Here is a 14,945-nt window from a genome sequence, read left to right as displayed (position 1 = left end):
AGTGTCGGCAATAATCTGTCTGTTCACACTTTGTTCTAACTTTTCTGTTGGAGACTCAGCTCTGCTCGCCTATTTCTGAGGGACGTATTTGTTGGGGGCCGGAAATGGCTGAGCTGAAGAATATCGAGGTGCGCGGCGCGCGCGAGCATAACCTCAAAGGCATTGATGTTGATATCCCTCGGGATCAGTTGGTGGTGATCACCGGTTTGTCTGGTTCGGGCAAGTCCTCGCTGGCGTTTGATACCATCTATGCCGAAGGGCAGCGGCGCTATGTGGAAAGCCTGTCAGCTTATGCGCGTCAATTCCTCGATATGATGGAAAAGCCCGATGTGGATCATATCAGCGGCCTGAGCCCGGCGATTTCCATCGAACAGAAGACAACGTCGAAGAACCCGCGTTCAACTGTTGGGACGGTTACGGAAATCTATGACTATTTGCGCCTGCTGTTTGCACGCGCCGGGACACCCTACAGCCCTGCAACCGGACAGCCGATCGAGGCGCAGCAGGTACAGGACATGGTCGACCGGATCATGACGATGGAGGAGGGCACGCGAGGTTACCTGCTGGCCCCAATCGTGCGCGACCGCAAAGGTGAGTACAAAAAAGAGTTCCTGGAACTGCGCAAACAAGGGTTCCAGCGCGTTAAGGTCGATGGTGAGTTCTATGAACTGGATGAACCGCCGACACTGGACAAGAAATTCCGGCACGACATCGACGTGGTGGTGGACCGGCTGGTTGTCCGAGAGGGTATGGAGACCCGCTTGGCCGACAGCCTGCGCACAGCCTTGGATCTGGCAGACGGTATTGCGATTCTGGAAACTGCCCCGCGTGAGGGTGATCCGGAACGCATCACCTTTAGCGAAAACTTTGCCTGCCCGGTCAGCGGGTTTACCATCCCCGAGATCGAACCGCGCCTGTTTTCCTTCAACGCGCCGTTTGGAGCTTGCCCCGATTGTGATGGGTTGGGGGTTGAGTTGTTCTTTGATGAGCGACTTGTGGTGCCCGATCAGTCGCTGAAACTTTATGATGGGGCCTTGGCACCGTGGCGCAAGGGCAAGTCTCCGTATTTCCTTCAGACCATCGAAGCCATCGCGCGGCATTATGAGTTCGACAAGAACACGCCATGGAAAGACCTGCCCAAAAAGGTGCAGCAGGTTTTCCTGCGCGGCTCTGGCGACGAAGAGATCCAGTTCCGCTATGATGAAGGCGGACGCGTTTATCAGGTGACGCGCAGTTTCGAAGGCGTGATCCCGAATATGGAGCGCCGCTATCGTGAAACGGACAGCGCATGGATTCGCGAAGAGTTCGAACGCTATCAGAACAACCGTCCGTGCGGCACGTGTGAGGGGTATCGCCTGCGGCCCGAGGCGCTGGCGGTCAAGATCGCGGGTCTGCATGTCGGGCAGGTGGTGCAGATGTCAATCCGGGAAGCTCTGGCCTGGATTGAGGACGCGCCGAACCATCTGAGCGCCCAGAAAAATGAAATCGCGCGCGCCATTCTAAAAGAGATTCGCGAACGTCTTGGTTTTTTAAATAACGTTGGTTTGGAATACCTTACGCTGTCACGTTCAAGTGGAACGCTGTCTGGTGGTGAAAGCCAGCGTATTCGTTTGGCCAGTCAAATCGGCTCGGGTCTGACTGGGGTTCTGTATGTGTTGGACGAGCCGTCAATTGGTCTTCACCAGCGCGACAATGACCGGTTGTTGGGGACACTCAAGAACCTTCGGGATCAGGGCAACACAGTGATTGTTGTTGAACATGATGAGGAGGCCATCCGCGAGGCCGACTATGTGTTCGACATTGGACCTGGAGCGGGCGTTCACGGGGGGCAGGTCGTCAGTCATGGTACACCTGCGGACATCACGGGTGATGCGGCCTCGATCACCGGGCAATATCTGGCGGGGACGCGTGAAATCGCGGTTCCGGCTGAGCGGCGCGCAGGCAAGAAGCAGAAAGTGACTGTGGTGAAAGCCACTGGTAACAACCTCAAGAATGTCACGGCCGAGTTTCCTTTGGGCAAGTTTGTATGTGTCACTGGGGTGTCTGGTGGCGGCAAGTCTACGCTGACCATTGAGACACTGTTCAAAACAGCATCGATGCGTCTGAATGGTGCGCGACAAACTCCAGCGCCGTGTGAGACGATCAAGGGGCTTGAGCATCTGGACAAGGTCATCGACATTGACCAACGGCCGATTGGACGGACTCCGCGTTCGAATCCAGCCACTTACACCGGGGCCTTCACCCCGATCAGAGACTGGTTTGCTGGACTGCCCGAGGCGAAAGCGCGGGGATACAAGCCGGGCCGGTTCAGTTTCAACGTTAAGGGCGGCCGGTGCGAGGCATGTCAGGGTGACGGTGTCATCAAGATCGAAATGCACTTTCTACCCGATGTCTACGTGACTTGTGAGACTTGCAAAGGCGCGCGCTACAACCGCGAGACGCTTGAAATCAAGTTCAAGGGCAAATCCATCGCGGACGTGCTTGATATGACCGTGGAAGACGCGCAGGAGTTCTTCAAGGCCGTGCCGTCGATCCGCGATAAAATGGATGCTTTGGCCCGCGTTGGGCTGGGCTATATCAAGGTTGGGCAACAAGCCACCACGCTGTCTGGTGGCGAAGCGCAACGCGTGAAGCTGTCCAAAGAATTGTCGAAACGGTCAACCGGACGGACGCTTTATATCCTGGATGAACCGACCACGGGTCTGCATTTCGAAGATGTGCGCAAGCTGTTGGAAGTGCTGCATGAACTGGTCGATCAGGGGAACACAGTTGTTGTGATCGAGCATAACCTGGACGTGGTGAAAACTGCGGATCATATCATCGACATTGGTCCCGAAGGTGGTGATGGCGGTGGTGAGATAGTGGCGACTGGCACACCCGAAGATGTCGCAATGGTCGAGAGCAGCCATACCGGTCGCTATCTGAAATCGATGTTGGACAACGCGCGCGTCGCCGCAGAATAGCTGCAGCGACGCCAGCTCAGTTCAGAATATCGGCGACCGCACCGATCAGGTTCAGCAATTTACGAGTATCGGTATCGACCCGGTACACATAGTCGCCAGCGCGGATGTAGGAATAGTTCCGGTTCAGCCCATATCTATAAGGATTGTCGATCCAACGATAATCGTTTCGGATGAAATCACCGTTTCCATAGATCTTTTTTGCTTGACCGGGCGGCACGCAAGGAATGGACTTCTTGGCCAAGCCCGGTGGGCAATGTCCGTTTTTGTTTTTGGCCACGGCTGTAACTGGGGCAAGCGCCATGACCGCAAGCATCGCAATTGTCACCAGTGATTGTGTCATGCCGCTTTCCTTTGCGAACAGGCTGAAGACGCCTTGGAACATGACGGTTAGATGGCCTCTTGCCGCCTGTCTGTCAAACGGCTGGGCAAGAGGCCGCCGACGTTACTCTTCGCGCCCACGTTTTTCAAAACGTGGTAGCATCGCGCTGAAATCCCGGCCCAATCCGTCTTCATTTTCAACAAATTGTTCGTACAGGGCAGTCGCGATTTGACCCATCGGTGTATCCGCATCAGCGCTGTCTGCTGCTTGCTGGCTGAGACGGAGGTCTTTCAGCATGAGCTCGGCAGCGAATCCAGGCGTGTAGTCATTGTCGGCCGGGCTTTGCGGGCCAACGCCGGCGGCGGGGCAATAGGCGTTCATCGTCCAGCTATAGCCTGACGACGTGCTGACCACGTCGAACATCTTTTGCCGGTCCAGCCCCAGTTTGTCCGCCAGTGCAAAAGCCTCGCAGGTGGCAATCATGGTGACGCCAAGGATCATGTTGTTGCAGATCTTGGCGGCTTGTCCGGCCCCGGCTTCGCCGCAGTGAACCGCTTTTTGCCCCATGATCTCGAACAGGGGGGCAGCTTTGGCGAATGCGGCTTCCGATCCGCCGGCCATGAACGTCAGCGTACCTGCCGCCGCACCGCCGATACCGCCGGAAACCGGCGCATCCACGGACAAAAGTCCGGCTCCCATAGCCTGATCCGCAACAGCGCGCGCGCTGTCCACGTCCACCGTTGAGCAGTCGATTAGCGCGGCCCCTTTTGACATTGCGGGAATGACCTGATCTGCTACGGCCCTTAAAATAGCACCGTTTGGCAGCATGGTGATGACCGCATCAGCACCCACGACCGCGTCAGACGCCGTTTCGACGTGGGTGACACCCTCTACATTGACGCCTGCGGTATCAAACCCCAGAACCTGATGCCCGGCTTTTGCCAGGTTGGTCGCCATGGGCGCGCCCATATTTCCTAGCCCAATGAAACCGATCTGCATCTTTTAGTCCTCCTCAAATGTCAGGGTATCCGCGCCCAGTGGTTGAAGCATTTTCGAAACGGCTGTCAAAGGGACGTTCATATCGGGAAACTGCCAGTTCGGGCTGCGGTCTTTATCGATGATTTGCGCGCGAATACCTTCTAGAAAGTCACCATGTTCCATCGACCGGTGAGTAAAACGGTATTCCAACTCCAGGGCGCGTCGTATGGACAAAGCGGGGCCGCGCAGACGGTGCAGCATTTCAACCGTACAAGCCGTGGAAAGGGGGGCGTTTTTTCCCAGCGTCGACAGGGATTTCTGTGAAAACTCGTGGTCGCTGTTGCGCAGGCTTGTCACGATGTCGCCTAGTGTTTCGCCCGAGAAATGCTGATCAATGTCGGCCTGCAACCCGGCCAGTTCTCCGGCGGGTGGGGTTTCGGCATGTTGTGAAATCAGCGCTACGTCGCCAGAGGCTTCAAGCATCTCAATCAGATCGGACCAGTGTGATTGAGGGATGTAATGGTCCGCGAACCCGGCCAATATCGCATCCGCAGGCCCCATTCGGAACCCAGTCGTTCCCAGAAACTCGCCTAATCGACCGGGGGCGAGGGCCAGCATAAGCGAGCCGCCCACATCCGGTACCAAACCAATCGAGCATTCTGGCATCGCGATTTTCGAGCTTTCCCCGACAACGCGATGGCTACCGTGGCACCCAATGCCCACACCGCCGCCCATGGTAAAGCCCTGAAGAAAGCTGATGACCGGCTTGGGGTATTCAAAGATCATCGCATTCAGGCGGTATTCGTCGCGCCAGAATGTCTGTCCGTAGGAATAGTCGCCCTTGGTGCCTGTATCATAAAGCTCGGCGATGTCACCGCCCGCGCAGAAGGCTTTTGCCCCTTCGGCGTCCAGAATAATCAGGTCAACGGCATCGTCTTCGCGCCAGTTGTGCATCGCCGTGTCGATCGCCATGCACATCTCGTAACTCAGTGCGTTCAAAGCATGTGGACGGGTCAGGGTGATGCGTCCGGCACGGCCTGTGGTGCGGATTTCGATGTCTGACATTGGGGCCTCAGCGGTTGGCAAGCATCTGGCGCGATACGATCACACGCATGATCTCATTCGTGCCTTCCAGTATCTGATGCACTCGAAGATCGCGCACAAGCTTTTCGATGCCGTAATCGGCAAGATATCCGTAACCACCATGCAGTTGCAGGCACTGATCCACCACTTTCGATCCAGTTTCGGTCACGAACTTCTTGGCCATGGCGCAGAATTTCGTGGCGTCGGGCGCGCCGTTATCTAGTTTCCAAGCAGCTTGACGCAGAAAGGTCCGTGCTGCTTGCAATTCAATCTCCATATCCGCCAGTCGGAACTGAAGGGCCTGAAACTGATCAATGGATTGCCCAAACGCCTTGCGTTCAGACATGTATTGCAACGTCATATCCAAACCGGCCTGAGCGGCACCAAGCGAACAGGCCGCAATGTTCAGTCGCCCGCCGTCGAGGCCCATCATGGCATATTTGAACCCGTCGCCTTCGGTGCCGACAAGGTTGCCAGCCGGGATTTTGCAATCGTCGAACTGCACCTGCGCGGTGGGCTGACTTTTCCAGCCCATTTTCTCCTCCAGTGCTCCAAAACTAAGTCCGGGTGTGCCGTCCTCAATATAAACGGTGGAAATGCCCTTGGGGCCATCTTGGCCGGTACGCACCATGCAGACATAGGCGTCGGAATATCCGCCGCCTGAGATGAACGCCTTGGTGCCGTTCAACGTATAGCCTTCGTTCGTACGCTCAGCGCGTGTCTTCAAGGCCGCCGCGTCGGAGCCGGAACCGGGTTCGGTCAGGCAATAGCTCAGCACCGTATTGAGGCTGAGAACATCGGGCATGATACGTGCCTTCAGGTCATCATCCGCGAAGTTGTCCAACATCTTGGCACACATGTTGTGGATCGACAGGAACGCTGCGACCGAAGGGCAGGCCATCGACAACGCCTCGAATACCAAGGTGGCATCCAGGCGGGTCAGGTTCGAACCGCCGCTGTCCTCGGATACATACAAAGCCCCAAAGCCAAGCTCGCCGATCTGTGGCCACAAGGTTTTTGGAATGGTGCCATCGGATTCCCACTGCCGCGCAAAGGGTGCGATATTTTCCTGCCCAAACGCGTAGGCCATGTCGAAAATGGCTGTCTGTTCCTCGCTGAGTGCGAAATCCATGGCGTTCCCTCCCGTCGGCAATGAATTGAACGGTTGTTTATTTCCGAATTCTTACAGAAATTTTGCAGGCTCAACAATGGGTCGCGAAGAGGGCGGAGCAGCCTAGAGATCCGCGTGAAATTCCTCGATCAGGTGACGCACGACGGCTTGCCCGGGGTCGTCTCCGCGCGCGACAGCCTCGGCGTGAACCCGGCGTTGACGGGTGGCTGAGGTGCCGTTTTCAGCAATCTGCCGTAGACGCGCCAGTTCGGTCATCGTGCCAAGCGCTTCGGTATCTTCGGCCAACAACCCCATCAGGTCGCCAATCAGTTCGGACATCGGTTTGACTGAGCGGTCGCCAAAGTCAATCAGCCCTTCGCCCACGCCATATCTTTGCGCGCGCCAGCGGTTTTCTCCGATCAGGAAGCGATCATATTGCCGCCAGCGCAAGTTACGGTCTTTTAGTCGGCACAGCATTCGGGTCAGTGCCTGAACGAGGGCCGCCAAGGACAGCGTGTGTTCCAGTCGGGGCTGTACATCCATGATCCGGGTTTCGAGCGTGGGGAAGCGATGCGACGGGCGCAGGTCCCACCAGATTTTGGTCGTGTCCTCGATTACGCCCAGTTCGACAAGTATACCTGTGGTGCGCTCATACTCGGCCCAACTGCCAAAAACTGGGGGCAGGCCGGTTCGGGGCAGGTTGTCGAACACGGTCAAGCGGTATGAGGATAGGCCGGTATCCTCGCCGCTCCAAAAGGGAGACGATGTGGACAGGGCCAGAAGATGCGGCAAAAAGTAAGACAGCTGCGGCATCAGATCGGCGCGCAGGGCAGGGTCTTCGACCCCCACATGCACATGCATCCCGCAGATCAACATGCGACGCGCCACGCCTCCTAACGCGTGTTGCAGCGCGTCATACCGTTCCTTACGGGTGTGGTGTTGATCCTTCCAGTTGGCAAAGGGGTGACAGGACACAGCGATGGGGGACAGATTGTAGTCAGCAGCCCGTTTTGACACGCAAGATCTCAGGCGTTTGAGGTCTTCCCGCGCCGAGGCGATGGTTGTGTGCGGGCGCGTTCCGACTTCAATCTGACATTGCAGGAACTCGGGGCTCACCTGACCTTCGAAATCGTTTTGACAGGCCTCCATCAGCGCTTCGGGCGCTTCGGACAATTGCAGGCTGTCGCGATCCACAAGAAGGTACTCTTCTTCAATGCCCAGTGTGAATTCCTGCTGCATGGCGACCCCTTTGTCTGTCGTGCGATCCAGTGAATACGGAAATTTGCCTTTTGCCAAGGGTTTGCCCGGCTTGTCCTTGCACTGGTACGGGCGGCAATTGTAAGGAACGGATCAGCACAGACCGTGGAGCCATCGCCGTGAAACCCAGAAAATTCCCAAAGATTAACGCCGCTCTGGACGAGTTGGGGGTGAGGCTGATCGACAAGGTTACCGAACAGGATGAACGCGCGCGGCTTGAGGCTTTTGAAGCTGCCGGTGGGCTGACACGCCCGGCCTACGCGTTATCTCCGGGTATGGAAGGTTTCGACATCGCGCAACTGGTGGCGGAGTATGACCGTCACAAGGCGGATCTGCAGGCGTTGAAAGACCCGGCGCGCAATCAGACTGGCTATGGCACAGGCAACGGCTATTACGACAGCCCGGATGCAGATGCGTTGTATCTGATGATCCGCCGCTTTCAGCCCAAGCGCGTGATCGAGGTGGGGTGCGGGAACTCAACCCGCGTGACCCGGCAAGCGATTATTGACGGCGGGTTGGACACTAGGATCACTGCCATTGACCCATACCCGCGGGCCGATATTGCGCATGTCGTGGACCACTTCGAACAAAAACGTCTTGAAGAAGTTGACCCGTCGCTTTTTGCCGAGCTTGAAGCCGGAGACGTTCTGTTCATCGATTCAAGCCACGTAGTGCGGATGAGCAACGACGTCGCCCATCTGTTCTGCCGCATCATTCCTGCGCTGAAACCCGGTGTGGTCATTCACGTGCACGATGTTTTTTTACCCTACGAATATCCTAAACGTTTCTTCTATGATTGCCCCGGTTGGGGAGAGCAGTACATGCTGCACGCGTTGCTGCAATCTGGCGCGTATTCAATGCTTTGGCCGGGATATTACCTTCAACAGGAACGCCCGGATGCCGTTGCCGCCTTGCCGTTTCTGACTGAGGGGCGAGCACAGAGCATCTGGGTGCAACTCAAAGAAAAATGATTTCAGAGTGATCCGCTGCGGCAAAAGGTCCGTACCCCTTTCCATAACACGCTGGAGAGGAGAAGACAGCTATGTTCCGTCGCACATTCATTGGCGCAGCCGCCGCACTTGCATTTGCCATGCCGCTTAAGGCGCAGGCCGCTGACATTGTCGACACGGCCGTTGCCGCCGGATCGTTCAACACTTTGGTTGCTGCCGTTCAGGCTGCTGGGCTGGTTGATACGTTGAAGGGCGATGGCCCATTCACCGTATTTGCCCCGACTGACGAGGCATTCGCAGCATTGCCTGAAGGTACGGTGGAATCCCTTCTGCTGCCCGAGAACAAAGATCAGCTTGTATCGATCCTGACCTATCACGTTGTGCCGGCCAAAGTGATGTCTGGCGACATTGCTGGCAAGCGCGCCAAGGTTCTGACCGTTCAGGGTGACCGGCTGAGTGTTAACGCCAAAAACGGTGTAAAAGTGAATGATGCCAAGGTTGTGCAGGCCGATATTGAGGCAAGCAACGGCGTGATTCACGTGGTCGACGCAGTTATCCTGCCGGAATAAACCACGGTTCAAAAACAACAAAGCCCCGGCGATTGACCGGGGCTTTTGCTTTTTACGACTGGCAAATCAGACCAGACGCACCTGTGTCCCAATCTGAACCAGCGGATACAGCTCTTCCACGTGCTGATTGTAGAGTCCGATACATCCAGACGAGCTCTGCCGGCCAATCTTGCGCGTGTCATGGGTTCCGTGGACCAGATAAGCTGGCCAGCCCAGATACATAGCGCGGGTGCCCAATGGATTGCCAGGGTCGCCACCTTCCATCCGTGCAGGCAACGAGGGATCGCGCTCACGCATGGACGCCGTTGGTGTCCAGCTTGGGAATTCGGTTTTGCGTACGACTTTTGTGTAACCGCGTTTGGTGAGTTCTTCACTCATCGGGACCGAACTTGGGTAAAGCTTGTAAGTTCCGTCCGGGCTCCAGTAATGCACAGCGCGGCTGGTGATATCGGCCAACAGGCAGCCCACACCAAGCTCATCAAAGTGATCCTGCCAGTTCTGTTGCGAGAAGGAAGACACGTTGCGGCGCACCGGCAATTGCGTGCTGATGGCATCTTCCGTTTCTGGGAAAGCATCTGTGCTTTGCGCCCGAACAAGGGCAGGGGTTGCCACCAATGATGCTGCGCCCAACAGGGCGGAACGACGGGTCATACGGGAATGTGACAAAACTGCCTCCGATAATTTTACTGCTCGGTACACACTTGGCGGACAAAATATTTGTCTTCGAGGCATTTTTCCAGTGGGCCGTGTCTGAATTTCTTGTGAAGGCGAGAACGCAGAGCGGTTTATCGGCGGAAAGATGCAAAAAACCCGGCCAACAATCGGGCCGGGTTTGAAAACTCAATGGACGTTCAGATCAGTCCATGGCTTTGAAGTTGAACTCGCCACCTTCCTTGATGCCCGACGGCCAACGGGACGTGACGGTCTTGGTGCGGGTATAGAATTTGAAGCTGTCAGGGCCGTGCTGGTTCAAGTCACCAAACATCGATTTCTTCCAGCCACCAAAGGTATGATAGGCCAGCGGAACAGGGATCGGCACGTTGATACCGACCATGCCGATATTGATCCGGCTTGCAAAATCACGCGCGGTATCACCGTCACGGGTGAAGATTGCGGTACCGTTGCCGTATTCATGGTCCATCGCCAATTTCAGCGCCTCTTCATACGAACCGGCACGCACGGTGGACAGGACCGGGCCAAAGATCTCTTGTTTGTAGATATCCATTTCCGGGGTGACGTGGTCGAACAGATGCGGGCCAACAAAGAAGCCGTCTTCATAACCCTGCAGGCTGAAATCGCGGTTGTCGACTACCAGCTTTGCGCCTTGCTCTACGCCCGAGTTGATCAGACCCAGGATACGTTCTTTGGCGGCTCCGGTCACAACCGGGCCCATGTCAACGTCATCACCGGCGGTGTAAGGACCAACTTTCAGCTTTTCGACACGCGGGATCAGCTTTTCGATCAGTTTGTCAGCGGTTTCTTCACCAACGGGAACCGCGACTGAGATTGCCATGCAGCGTTCGCCTGCTGCGCCAAAGCCGGCACCGACCAGCGCATCGGCCGCCTGATCCATGTCAGCGTCCGGCATGACGATCATGTGGTTCTTGGCGCCGCCGAAGCACTGGGCGCGTTTGCCGTTGGCGGTTGCGCGGCTGTAGATATATTGCGCAATCGGCGTCGAACCCACAAAGCTGACGCCCTGAATGATTTCGCTGTCGAGGATCGTGTCAACGGCTTCCTTGTCGCCGTTCACGACCTGGAACACACCCTTGGGCAGACCAGCTTCGATGAAGAGTTCAGCCAGCATCAGCGGAACAGACGGGTCACGCTCGGACGGTTTCAGAACCACCGCGTTGCCACACGCAAGCGCCGGGCCTACGTGCCACAGCGGCATCATGGCAGGGAAGTTGAACGGCATGATAGAACCAACAACGCCCAGAGGTTGGCGCATTGAGTACATGTCGATACCGGGGCCTGCGCTGTCAGTGAATTCACCTTTCAGCATCTGAGGCGCACCGATGCAGTATTCAATCACTTCCAGACCACGCTGCAGATCGCCCTTGGCATCGGGGATGGTTTTACCATGCTCGCGGCTTAGCGCTTCGGCCAGCTTGTCCATGTCGCGGTTCATCAGGCCAACCATGGCCATCATGACACGCGCGCGCTTTTGCGGGTTGGTCGCGCCCCATGCGGGCTGGGCCGCTGCCGCCGCTTCAATGGCTGCGGTGGTTTCTGCCGCGCTGGCCATTGGGCATTTGTACTGAACTTCGCCGGTCGCCGGGTTGTAAACGTCGTCGAAACGACCGGATGTTCCGGCAACCATTTCGCCGTTCAAAAAATGGGTCAGTTCTTGCATCAAGAGCTCCTCCGATAGGTTTGCGCGCAGAATAGACTTGCAGAAATCCCGCGAACAGAGGCAATGTCCCAAAAGAGTTTTGCAAAAATGCAAAAGGGTTGTGGATGACACCGAACTGGGACGATATGCGGATCTTTCTGGCCGTGGCACGGGAAGAAAGCCTGTCATCCGCTGGTCGCATACTGAAGATTGATCCCGCCACTGTAGGGCGTCGCGTGGCCCGGCTCGAATCCACCTTAGAGTCCACTTTATTCACCAAATCGCAGCAGGGTTATGTTCTGACGTCGGCGGGACAACGCCTTTTGGAACATGGGCTGCACGCCGAAGAGGCGATGCGCGCAGCCGCCGGGGCGGTGGCCGGATCAACGAAATCGCTGAGCGGGCAGATCAGGATCGGCGCGCCGGATGGCAGTGCCAATTACCTGTTGCCGCAGGTCTGCGCAAAAATCAGCGACGCGAACCCTGATCTGGACATTCAGATACTTGCGCTGCCTCGGGTGATTAACCTGTCTCGGCGCGAGGCGGATATGGCCGTGACAGTGAGCGCGCCAACAGCCGGACAGTTGCGGGTGAAAAAAATCAGCGACTATAAACTGCACATGGTTGCCACGGACGACTATCTTCAAATATATGGTCCTATCCAATCTGTGGCGGATCTGAAAGGGCACAGGTTGATCGGCTACATCCCCGACATGATCTTTGACCGAGAGCTGGATTACCTGAATGACATAGGCATTGACCGTGTCGCGCTTGCATCGAACTCGGTCTCGGTCCAATTGCGACAGGTCACGCTGGGAACCGGGGTTTGTGTGGCCCATGATTTCACGCTGCCGTTTCACTCCGATCTGCGGAAAATCCTGACGGATCAAGTGAGTTTGACGCGCAGTTTCTATCTTGTTCGGCATGAAGGAGATCAGCGCAACGAACGGTTGAACCGCTTTGCTGACGCCCTGACACGCGGTATTCGCGAGGAAGTGCTTCGTTTGGAAGCAGAGGCCGACGCTTGACAGGTCGCCACAATCGCGCAACGCTTTGGAATAAGTGTCATTATTTCCGGAGGTATTCTTCATGCTTGTACAGGCCATCCTGAAGTCCAAGGCGACAGACGGCGTTGTGACGGTCGCGCCAACGGCGACGGTCTCGGAGGCCTCGAAAATTCTTGCGGAGAAGCGGATCGGGACGGTTATCATTTCCGAAGACGGCGGTGAAACCGCGTCCGGCATCCTGTCTGAACGTGACATCGTCCGGGAACTGGCGGCCAGTGGCAGTGGTTGCCTGAACCAGCCGGTCCAGTCCTATATGACGCAAGATCTTGTCACGACGACTCGTCAGGCGACGGTCGAAGACATCATGTCCCGCATGACCGAAGGGCGGTTCCGCCATATGCCAGTGGTGGAAGATGGCAAGCTGGTCGGTATCGTCACACTTGGCGATGTCGTGAAAGCGCAGCTGGCCGAATTGGCCATGGAAAAAGATGCTTTGGAAGGCATGATAATGGGGCACTGACGGCAAGGGTTGCCACAGCAATCACTTGCACCTGCAGCAAAGTTATGTTTGCTTGCGCAGAAATTTTGTTGCGCAGGAGGGCGCGATGCGGGTTGGATTGTATCCTGGAACCTTTGATCCCATCACCATGGGCCACATCGATATCATTCGTCGGGCGGCAGCTTTGGTCGACAAGCTGGTGATTGGTGTTGCCATCAACCGGGATAAAGGGCCTTTATTCTCGTTGGAAGAGCGTGTCGCCATGATTGAAGCCGAATGTGCCCAGCTTTCTGAACAGACCGGGACCGAGATTGTCGCCCATCCATTTGAAAACCTGCTGATCGATTGTGCGCGGGATGTCGGTGCGCAGATCATTGTGCGTGGATTGCGCGCTGTCGCCGACTTTGAGTATGAATTTCAGATGGTTGGAATGAACCGTGCATTGGACGATTCCATCGAGACCGTTTTTCTGATGGCAGAAGCGCGCCATCAGGCAATTGCCTCGAAGCTGGTCAAAGAAATCGCCCGGTTGAATGGGGACGTGTCGAAATTCGTCACGCCCCGAGTCAACACTGCGCTGAAAGATCGGTTAGGCTAGGGCGCCCATTGCGGCGGCTGTATCCAGCATCCGGTTCGAGAAGCCCCATTCATTGTCGTACCAGGCCAGTACGCGAACAAGTGTGCCGTCGGTGACTTTGGTTTCGGCCAGCGACACGGTCGAGCTGTGCGGATCGTGGTTGAAATCAATGGAAACCAATGGACGGCTTTCTGCCGCCAACACGCCGGGGATTTTGGCGGCGGCATCAATAAACAGCTGATTTACTTCCTCTTCGGTGGTTGGGCGGGAAACCTCGGCCACCAGATCAACGACCGAAACGTTCGGGGTCGGGACACGGATCGCCTGACCCGTCAGTTTGCCTTGTAGTTGCGGCAGAACCAGTCCAACAGCAGCGGCCGCGCCGGTTGTGGTGGGGATCATCGACAACGCAGCGGCGCGTGACAGGTAAGGGTCTTTTCCGACCAAGTCATGTACCGGCTGGCTGGCAGTATATGCATGAACAGTGGTCATATTACCGTGCTTGATACCAAGCCCAGCATCCAAGGCTGCGGCAACTGGAGACAGGCAGTTGGTGGTGCAGGATGCGTTCGACACGACCAAGTCTTCGGCGGTCAGTTCGTGATCGTTCACACCAAATACGACGGTCTTGACGTTGCCATCACCGCGGGCCGGGGCCGAGATCAGAACCTTTTTCGAGCCGTTCTTGAAGTGACGCTCAGCGGCCTCTCGGGTGCGGAACACGCCGGTGCATTCGAGCACGACATCAATATCCGACCACGGCAGGTCTTCGGGGTTGCGTTCGCTGGTCAGACGGATCGGACCACGACCCACATCCAAACCTGCATCGCTGAGTGTAACCGGGTTGGCATAGCGACCATGCACACTGTCGAACTCAAACAAATGCGCGTTCATGTCCGGCTTGCCCAGATCGTTGATCGCCACAATCTCAACGTCTGTGCGGCCACTTTCCATCACCGCGCGCAGAACGCCGCGCCCAATCCGTCCAAATCCGTTGATCGCAAGTTTCAGGGTCATGGTCCGCTCCGTCGAAATTTCTCTGTCAGATTAGTTAGCGCTAACAACTCCAGATCAACGAAAGAGTCAAGAAAAACCTCGGTCAGCGCCAGAAAGCGAGCCAGTCCAGAAATTCGTAGAGCTTCTTGGCAAGGAACAGCAGGTGGTCGCCGCTATACAGCGTCATGTCCAACATCACGCCCCCAAGCAGAAGTATGCCGAGCCAGATGGCGATTTGGTTGGTCATGGTCGTCCCGAACAAAAATGCCCGCTCAGATAACCTGAGCGGGCATTAAGGTAC

General features: G+C 56.4%; 15 protein-coding genes. 6 read left to right on the top strand and 9 right to left on the bottom strand.

From position 1 onward, the window contains the following. Window positions 1-104: 104 nt before the first annotated feature. Window positions 105-2,963, top strand: a complete 2,859-nt coding sequence (gene uvrA / locus ACXADZ_RS09290; RefSeq protein WP_475195451.1) for an excinuclease ABC subunit UvrA — start codon at window positions 105-107, stop codon at window positions 2,961-2,963. A gap of 16 nt (window positions 2,964-2,979) precedes the next feature. Here uvrA and ACXADZ_RS09285 read toward each other — a convergent pair whose 3' ends face one another. From ACXADZ_RS09285 to ACXADZ_RS09265, 5 genes are all read right to left on the bottom strand, one after another. After that, window positions 2,980-3,303 (bottom strand): hypothetical protein, encoded by a 324-nt coding sequence (locus tag ACXADZ_RS09285; RefSeq protein WP_475195445.1) that lies wholly within the window; start codon window positions 3,301-3,303, stop codon window positions 2,980-2,982. Window positions 3,304-3,405: 102 nt separating this feature from the next. Continuing rightward, entirely contained in the window at window positions 3,406-4,281 is an 876-nt protein-coding gene (mmsB, locus tag ACXADZ_RS09280) for a 3-hydroxyisobutyrate dehydrogenase (RefSeq protein WP_475195441.1), read from the bottom strand. 3 nt (window positions 4,282-4,284) lie between these two features. Beyond that, entirely contained in the window at window positions 4,285-5,325 is a 1,041-nt protein-coding gene (locus tag ACXADZ_RS09275; protein ID WP_475195440.1) for an enoyl-CoA hydratase/isomerase family protein, read from the bottom strand. Between the two features lie 7 nt (window positions 5,326-5,332). After that, window positions 5,333-6,475 carry an acyl-CoA dehydrogenase family protein gene (locus ACXADZ_RS09270; RefSeq protein ID WP_475195438.1) on the bottom strand — a complete coding sequence of 381 codons (1,143 nt, stop codon included), beginning with the start codon at window positions 6,473-6,475 and terminating at the stop codon, window positions 5,333-5,335. 102 nt (window positions 6,476-6,577) lie between these two features. Then, window positions 6,578-7,693, bottom strand: a complete 1,116-nt coding sequence (locus tag ACXADZ_RS09265) for a carboxylate-amine ligase (protein ID WP_171183627.1) — start codon at window positions 7,691-7,693, stop codon at window positions 6,578-6,580. Window positions 7,694-7,830: 137 nt separating this feature from the next. Here ACXADZ_RS09265 and ACXADZ_RS09260 point away from each other — a divergent pair, with 137 nt between their 5' ends. Together ACXADZ_RS09260 and ACXADZ_RS09255 are read left to right on the top strand one after the other, a co-directional pair. After that, window positions 7,831-8,682, top strand: a complete 852-nt coding sequence (locus ACXADZ_RS09260) for a class I SAM-dependent methyltransferase (RefSeq protein ID WP_475195435.1) — start codon at window positions 7,831-7,833, stop codon at window positions 8,680-8,682. 71 nt (window positions 8,683-8,753) lie between these two features. Beyond that, the gene (locus ACXADZ_RS09255; RefSeq protein WP_475195431.1) at window positions 8,754-9,230 is read left to right on the top strand and encodes a fasciclin domain-containing protein; all 477 of its coding nucleotides are present in this window, start codon (window positions 8,754-8,756) and stop codon (window positions 9,228-9,230) included. A 66-nt stretch (window positions 9,231-9,296) separates the two neighbouring features. Here the strand turns inward: ACXADZ_RS09255 and ACXADZ_RS09250 are convergent, their stop codons facing one another. Together ACXADZ_RS09250 and ACXADZ_RS09245 are read right to left on the bottom strand one after the other, a co-directional pair. Further along, window positions 9,297-9,881 carry a L,D-transpeptidase gene (locus ACXADZ_RS09250; RefSeq protein ID WP_475198541.1) on the bottom strand — a complete coding sequence of 195 codons (585 nt, stop codon included), beginning with the start codon at window positions 9,879-9,881 and terminating at the stop codon, window positions 9,297-9,299. Window positions 9,882-10,086: 205 nt separating this feature from the next. Further along, window positions 10,087-11,586 (bottom strand): CoA-acylating methylmalonate-semialdehyde dehydrogenase, encoded by a 1,500-nt coding sequence (locus tag ACXADZ_RS09245; protein ID WP_475195424.1) that lies wholly within the window; start codon window positions 11,584-11,586, stop codon window positions 10,087-10,089. A 104-nt stretch (window positions 11,587-11,690) separates the two neighbouring features. Between ACXADZ_RS09245 and ACXADZ_RS09240 the strand changes: the two genes are divergently transcribed. The 3 genes from ACXADZ_RS09240 to coaD all read left to right on the top strand — a co-directional run bounded on the left by ACXADZ_RS09240 (window position 11,691) and on the right by coaD (window position 13,669). Then, window positions 11,691-12,593, top strand: coding sequence for a LysR family transcriptional regulator (locus tag ACXADZ_RS09240; RefSeq protein WP_475195418.1), 903 nt, complete (start codon window positions 11,691-11,693; stop codon window positions 12,591-12,593). Window positions 12,594-12,654: 61 nt separating this feature from the next. Then, window positions 12,655-13,092, top strand: coding sequence for a CBS domain-containing protein (locus ACXADZ_RS09235; protein WP_171089793.1), 438 nt, complete (start codon window positions 12,655-12,657; stop codon window positions 13,090-13,092). Between the two features lie 85 nt (window positions 13,093-13,177). After that, entirely contained in the window at window positions 13,178-13,669 is a 492-nt protein-coding gene (coaD, locus tag ACXADZ_RS09230) for a pantetheine-phosphate adenylyltransferase (RefSeq protein ID WP_171668150.1), read from the top strand. Here the strand turns inward: coaD and gap are convergent. Together gap and ACXADZ_RS09220 are read right to left on the bottom strand one after the other, a co-directional pair. Next, window positions 13,661-14,665, bottom strand: coding sequence for a type I glyceraldehyde-3-phosphate dehydrogenase (gene gap, locus ACXADZ_RS09225; protein ID WP_475195412.1), 1,005 nt, complete (start codon window positions 14,663-14,665; stop codon window positions 13,661-13,663). The genes coaD and gap overlap by 9 nt on opposite strands. Before the next feature lie 82 nt (window positions 14,666-14,747). After that, window positions 14,748-14,891, bottom strand: a complete 144-nt coding sequence (locus ACXADZ_RS09220) for a hypothetical protein (RefSeq protein ID WP_171089800.1) — start codon at window positions 14,889-14,891, stop codon at window positions 14,748-14,750. Window positions 14,892-14,945 lie beyond the last annotated feature (54 nt).

It is taken from the genome of Ruegeria sp. ABM4_193 (assembly GCF_056158705.1).
Note: the sequence above shows the minus strand (reverse complement) of the source record. Positions and strands in the feature narration are given on the sequence as shown.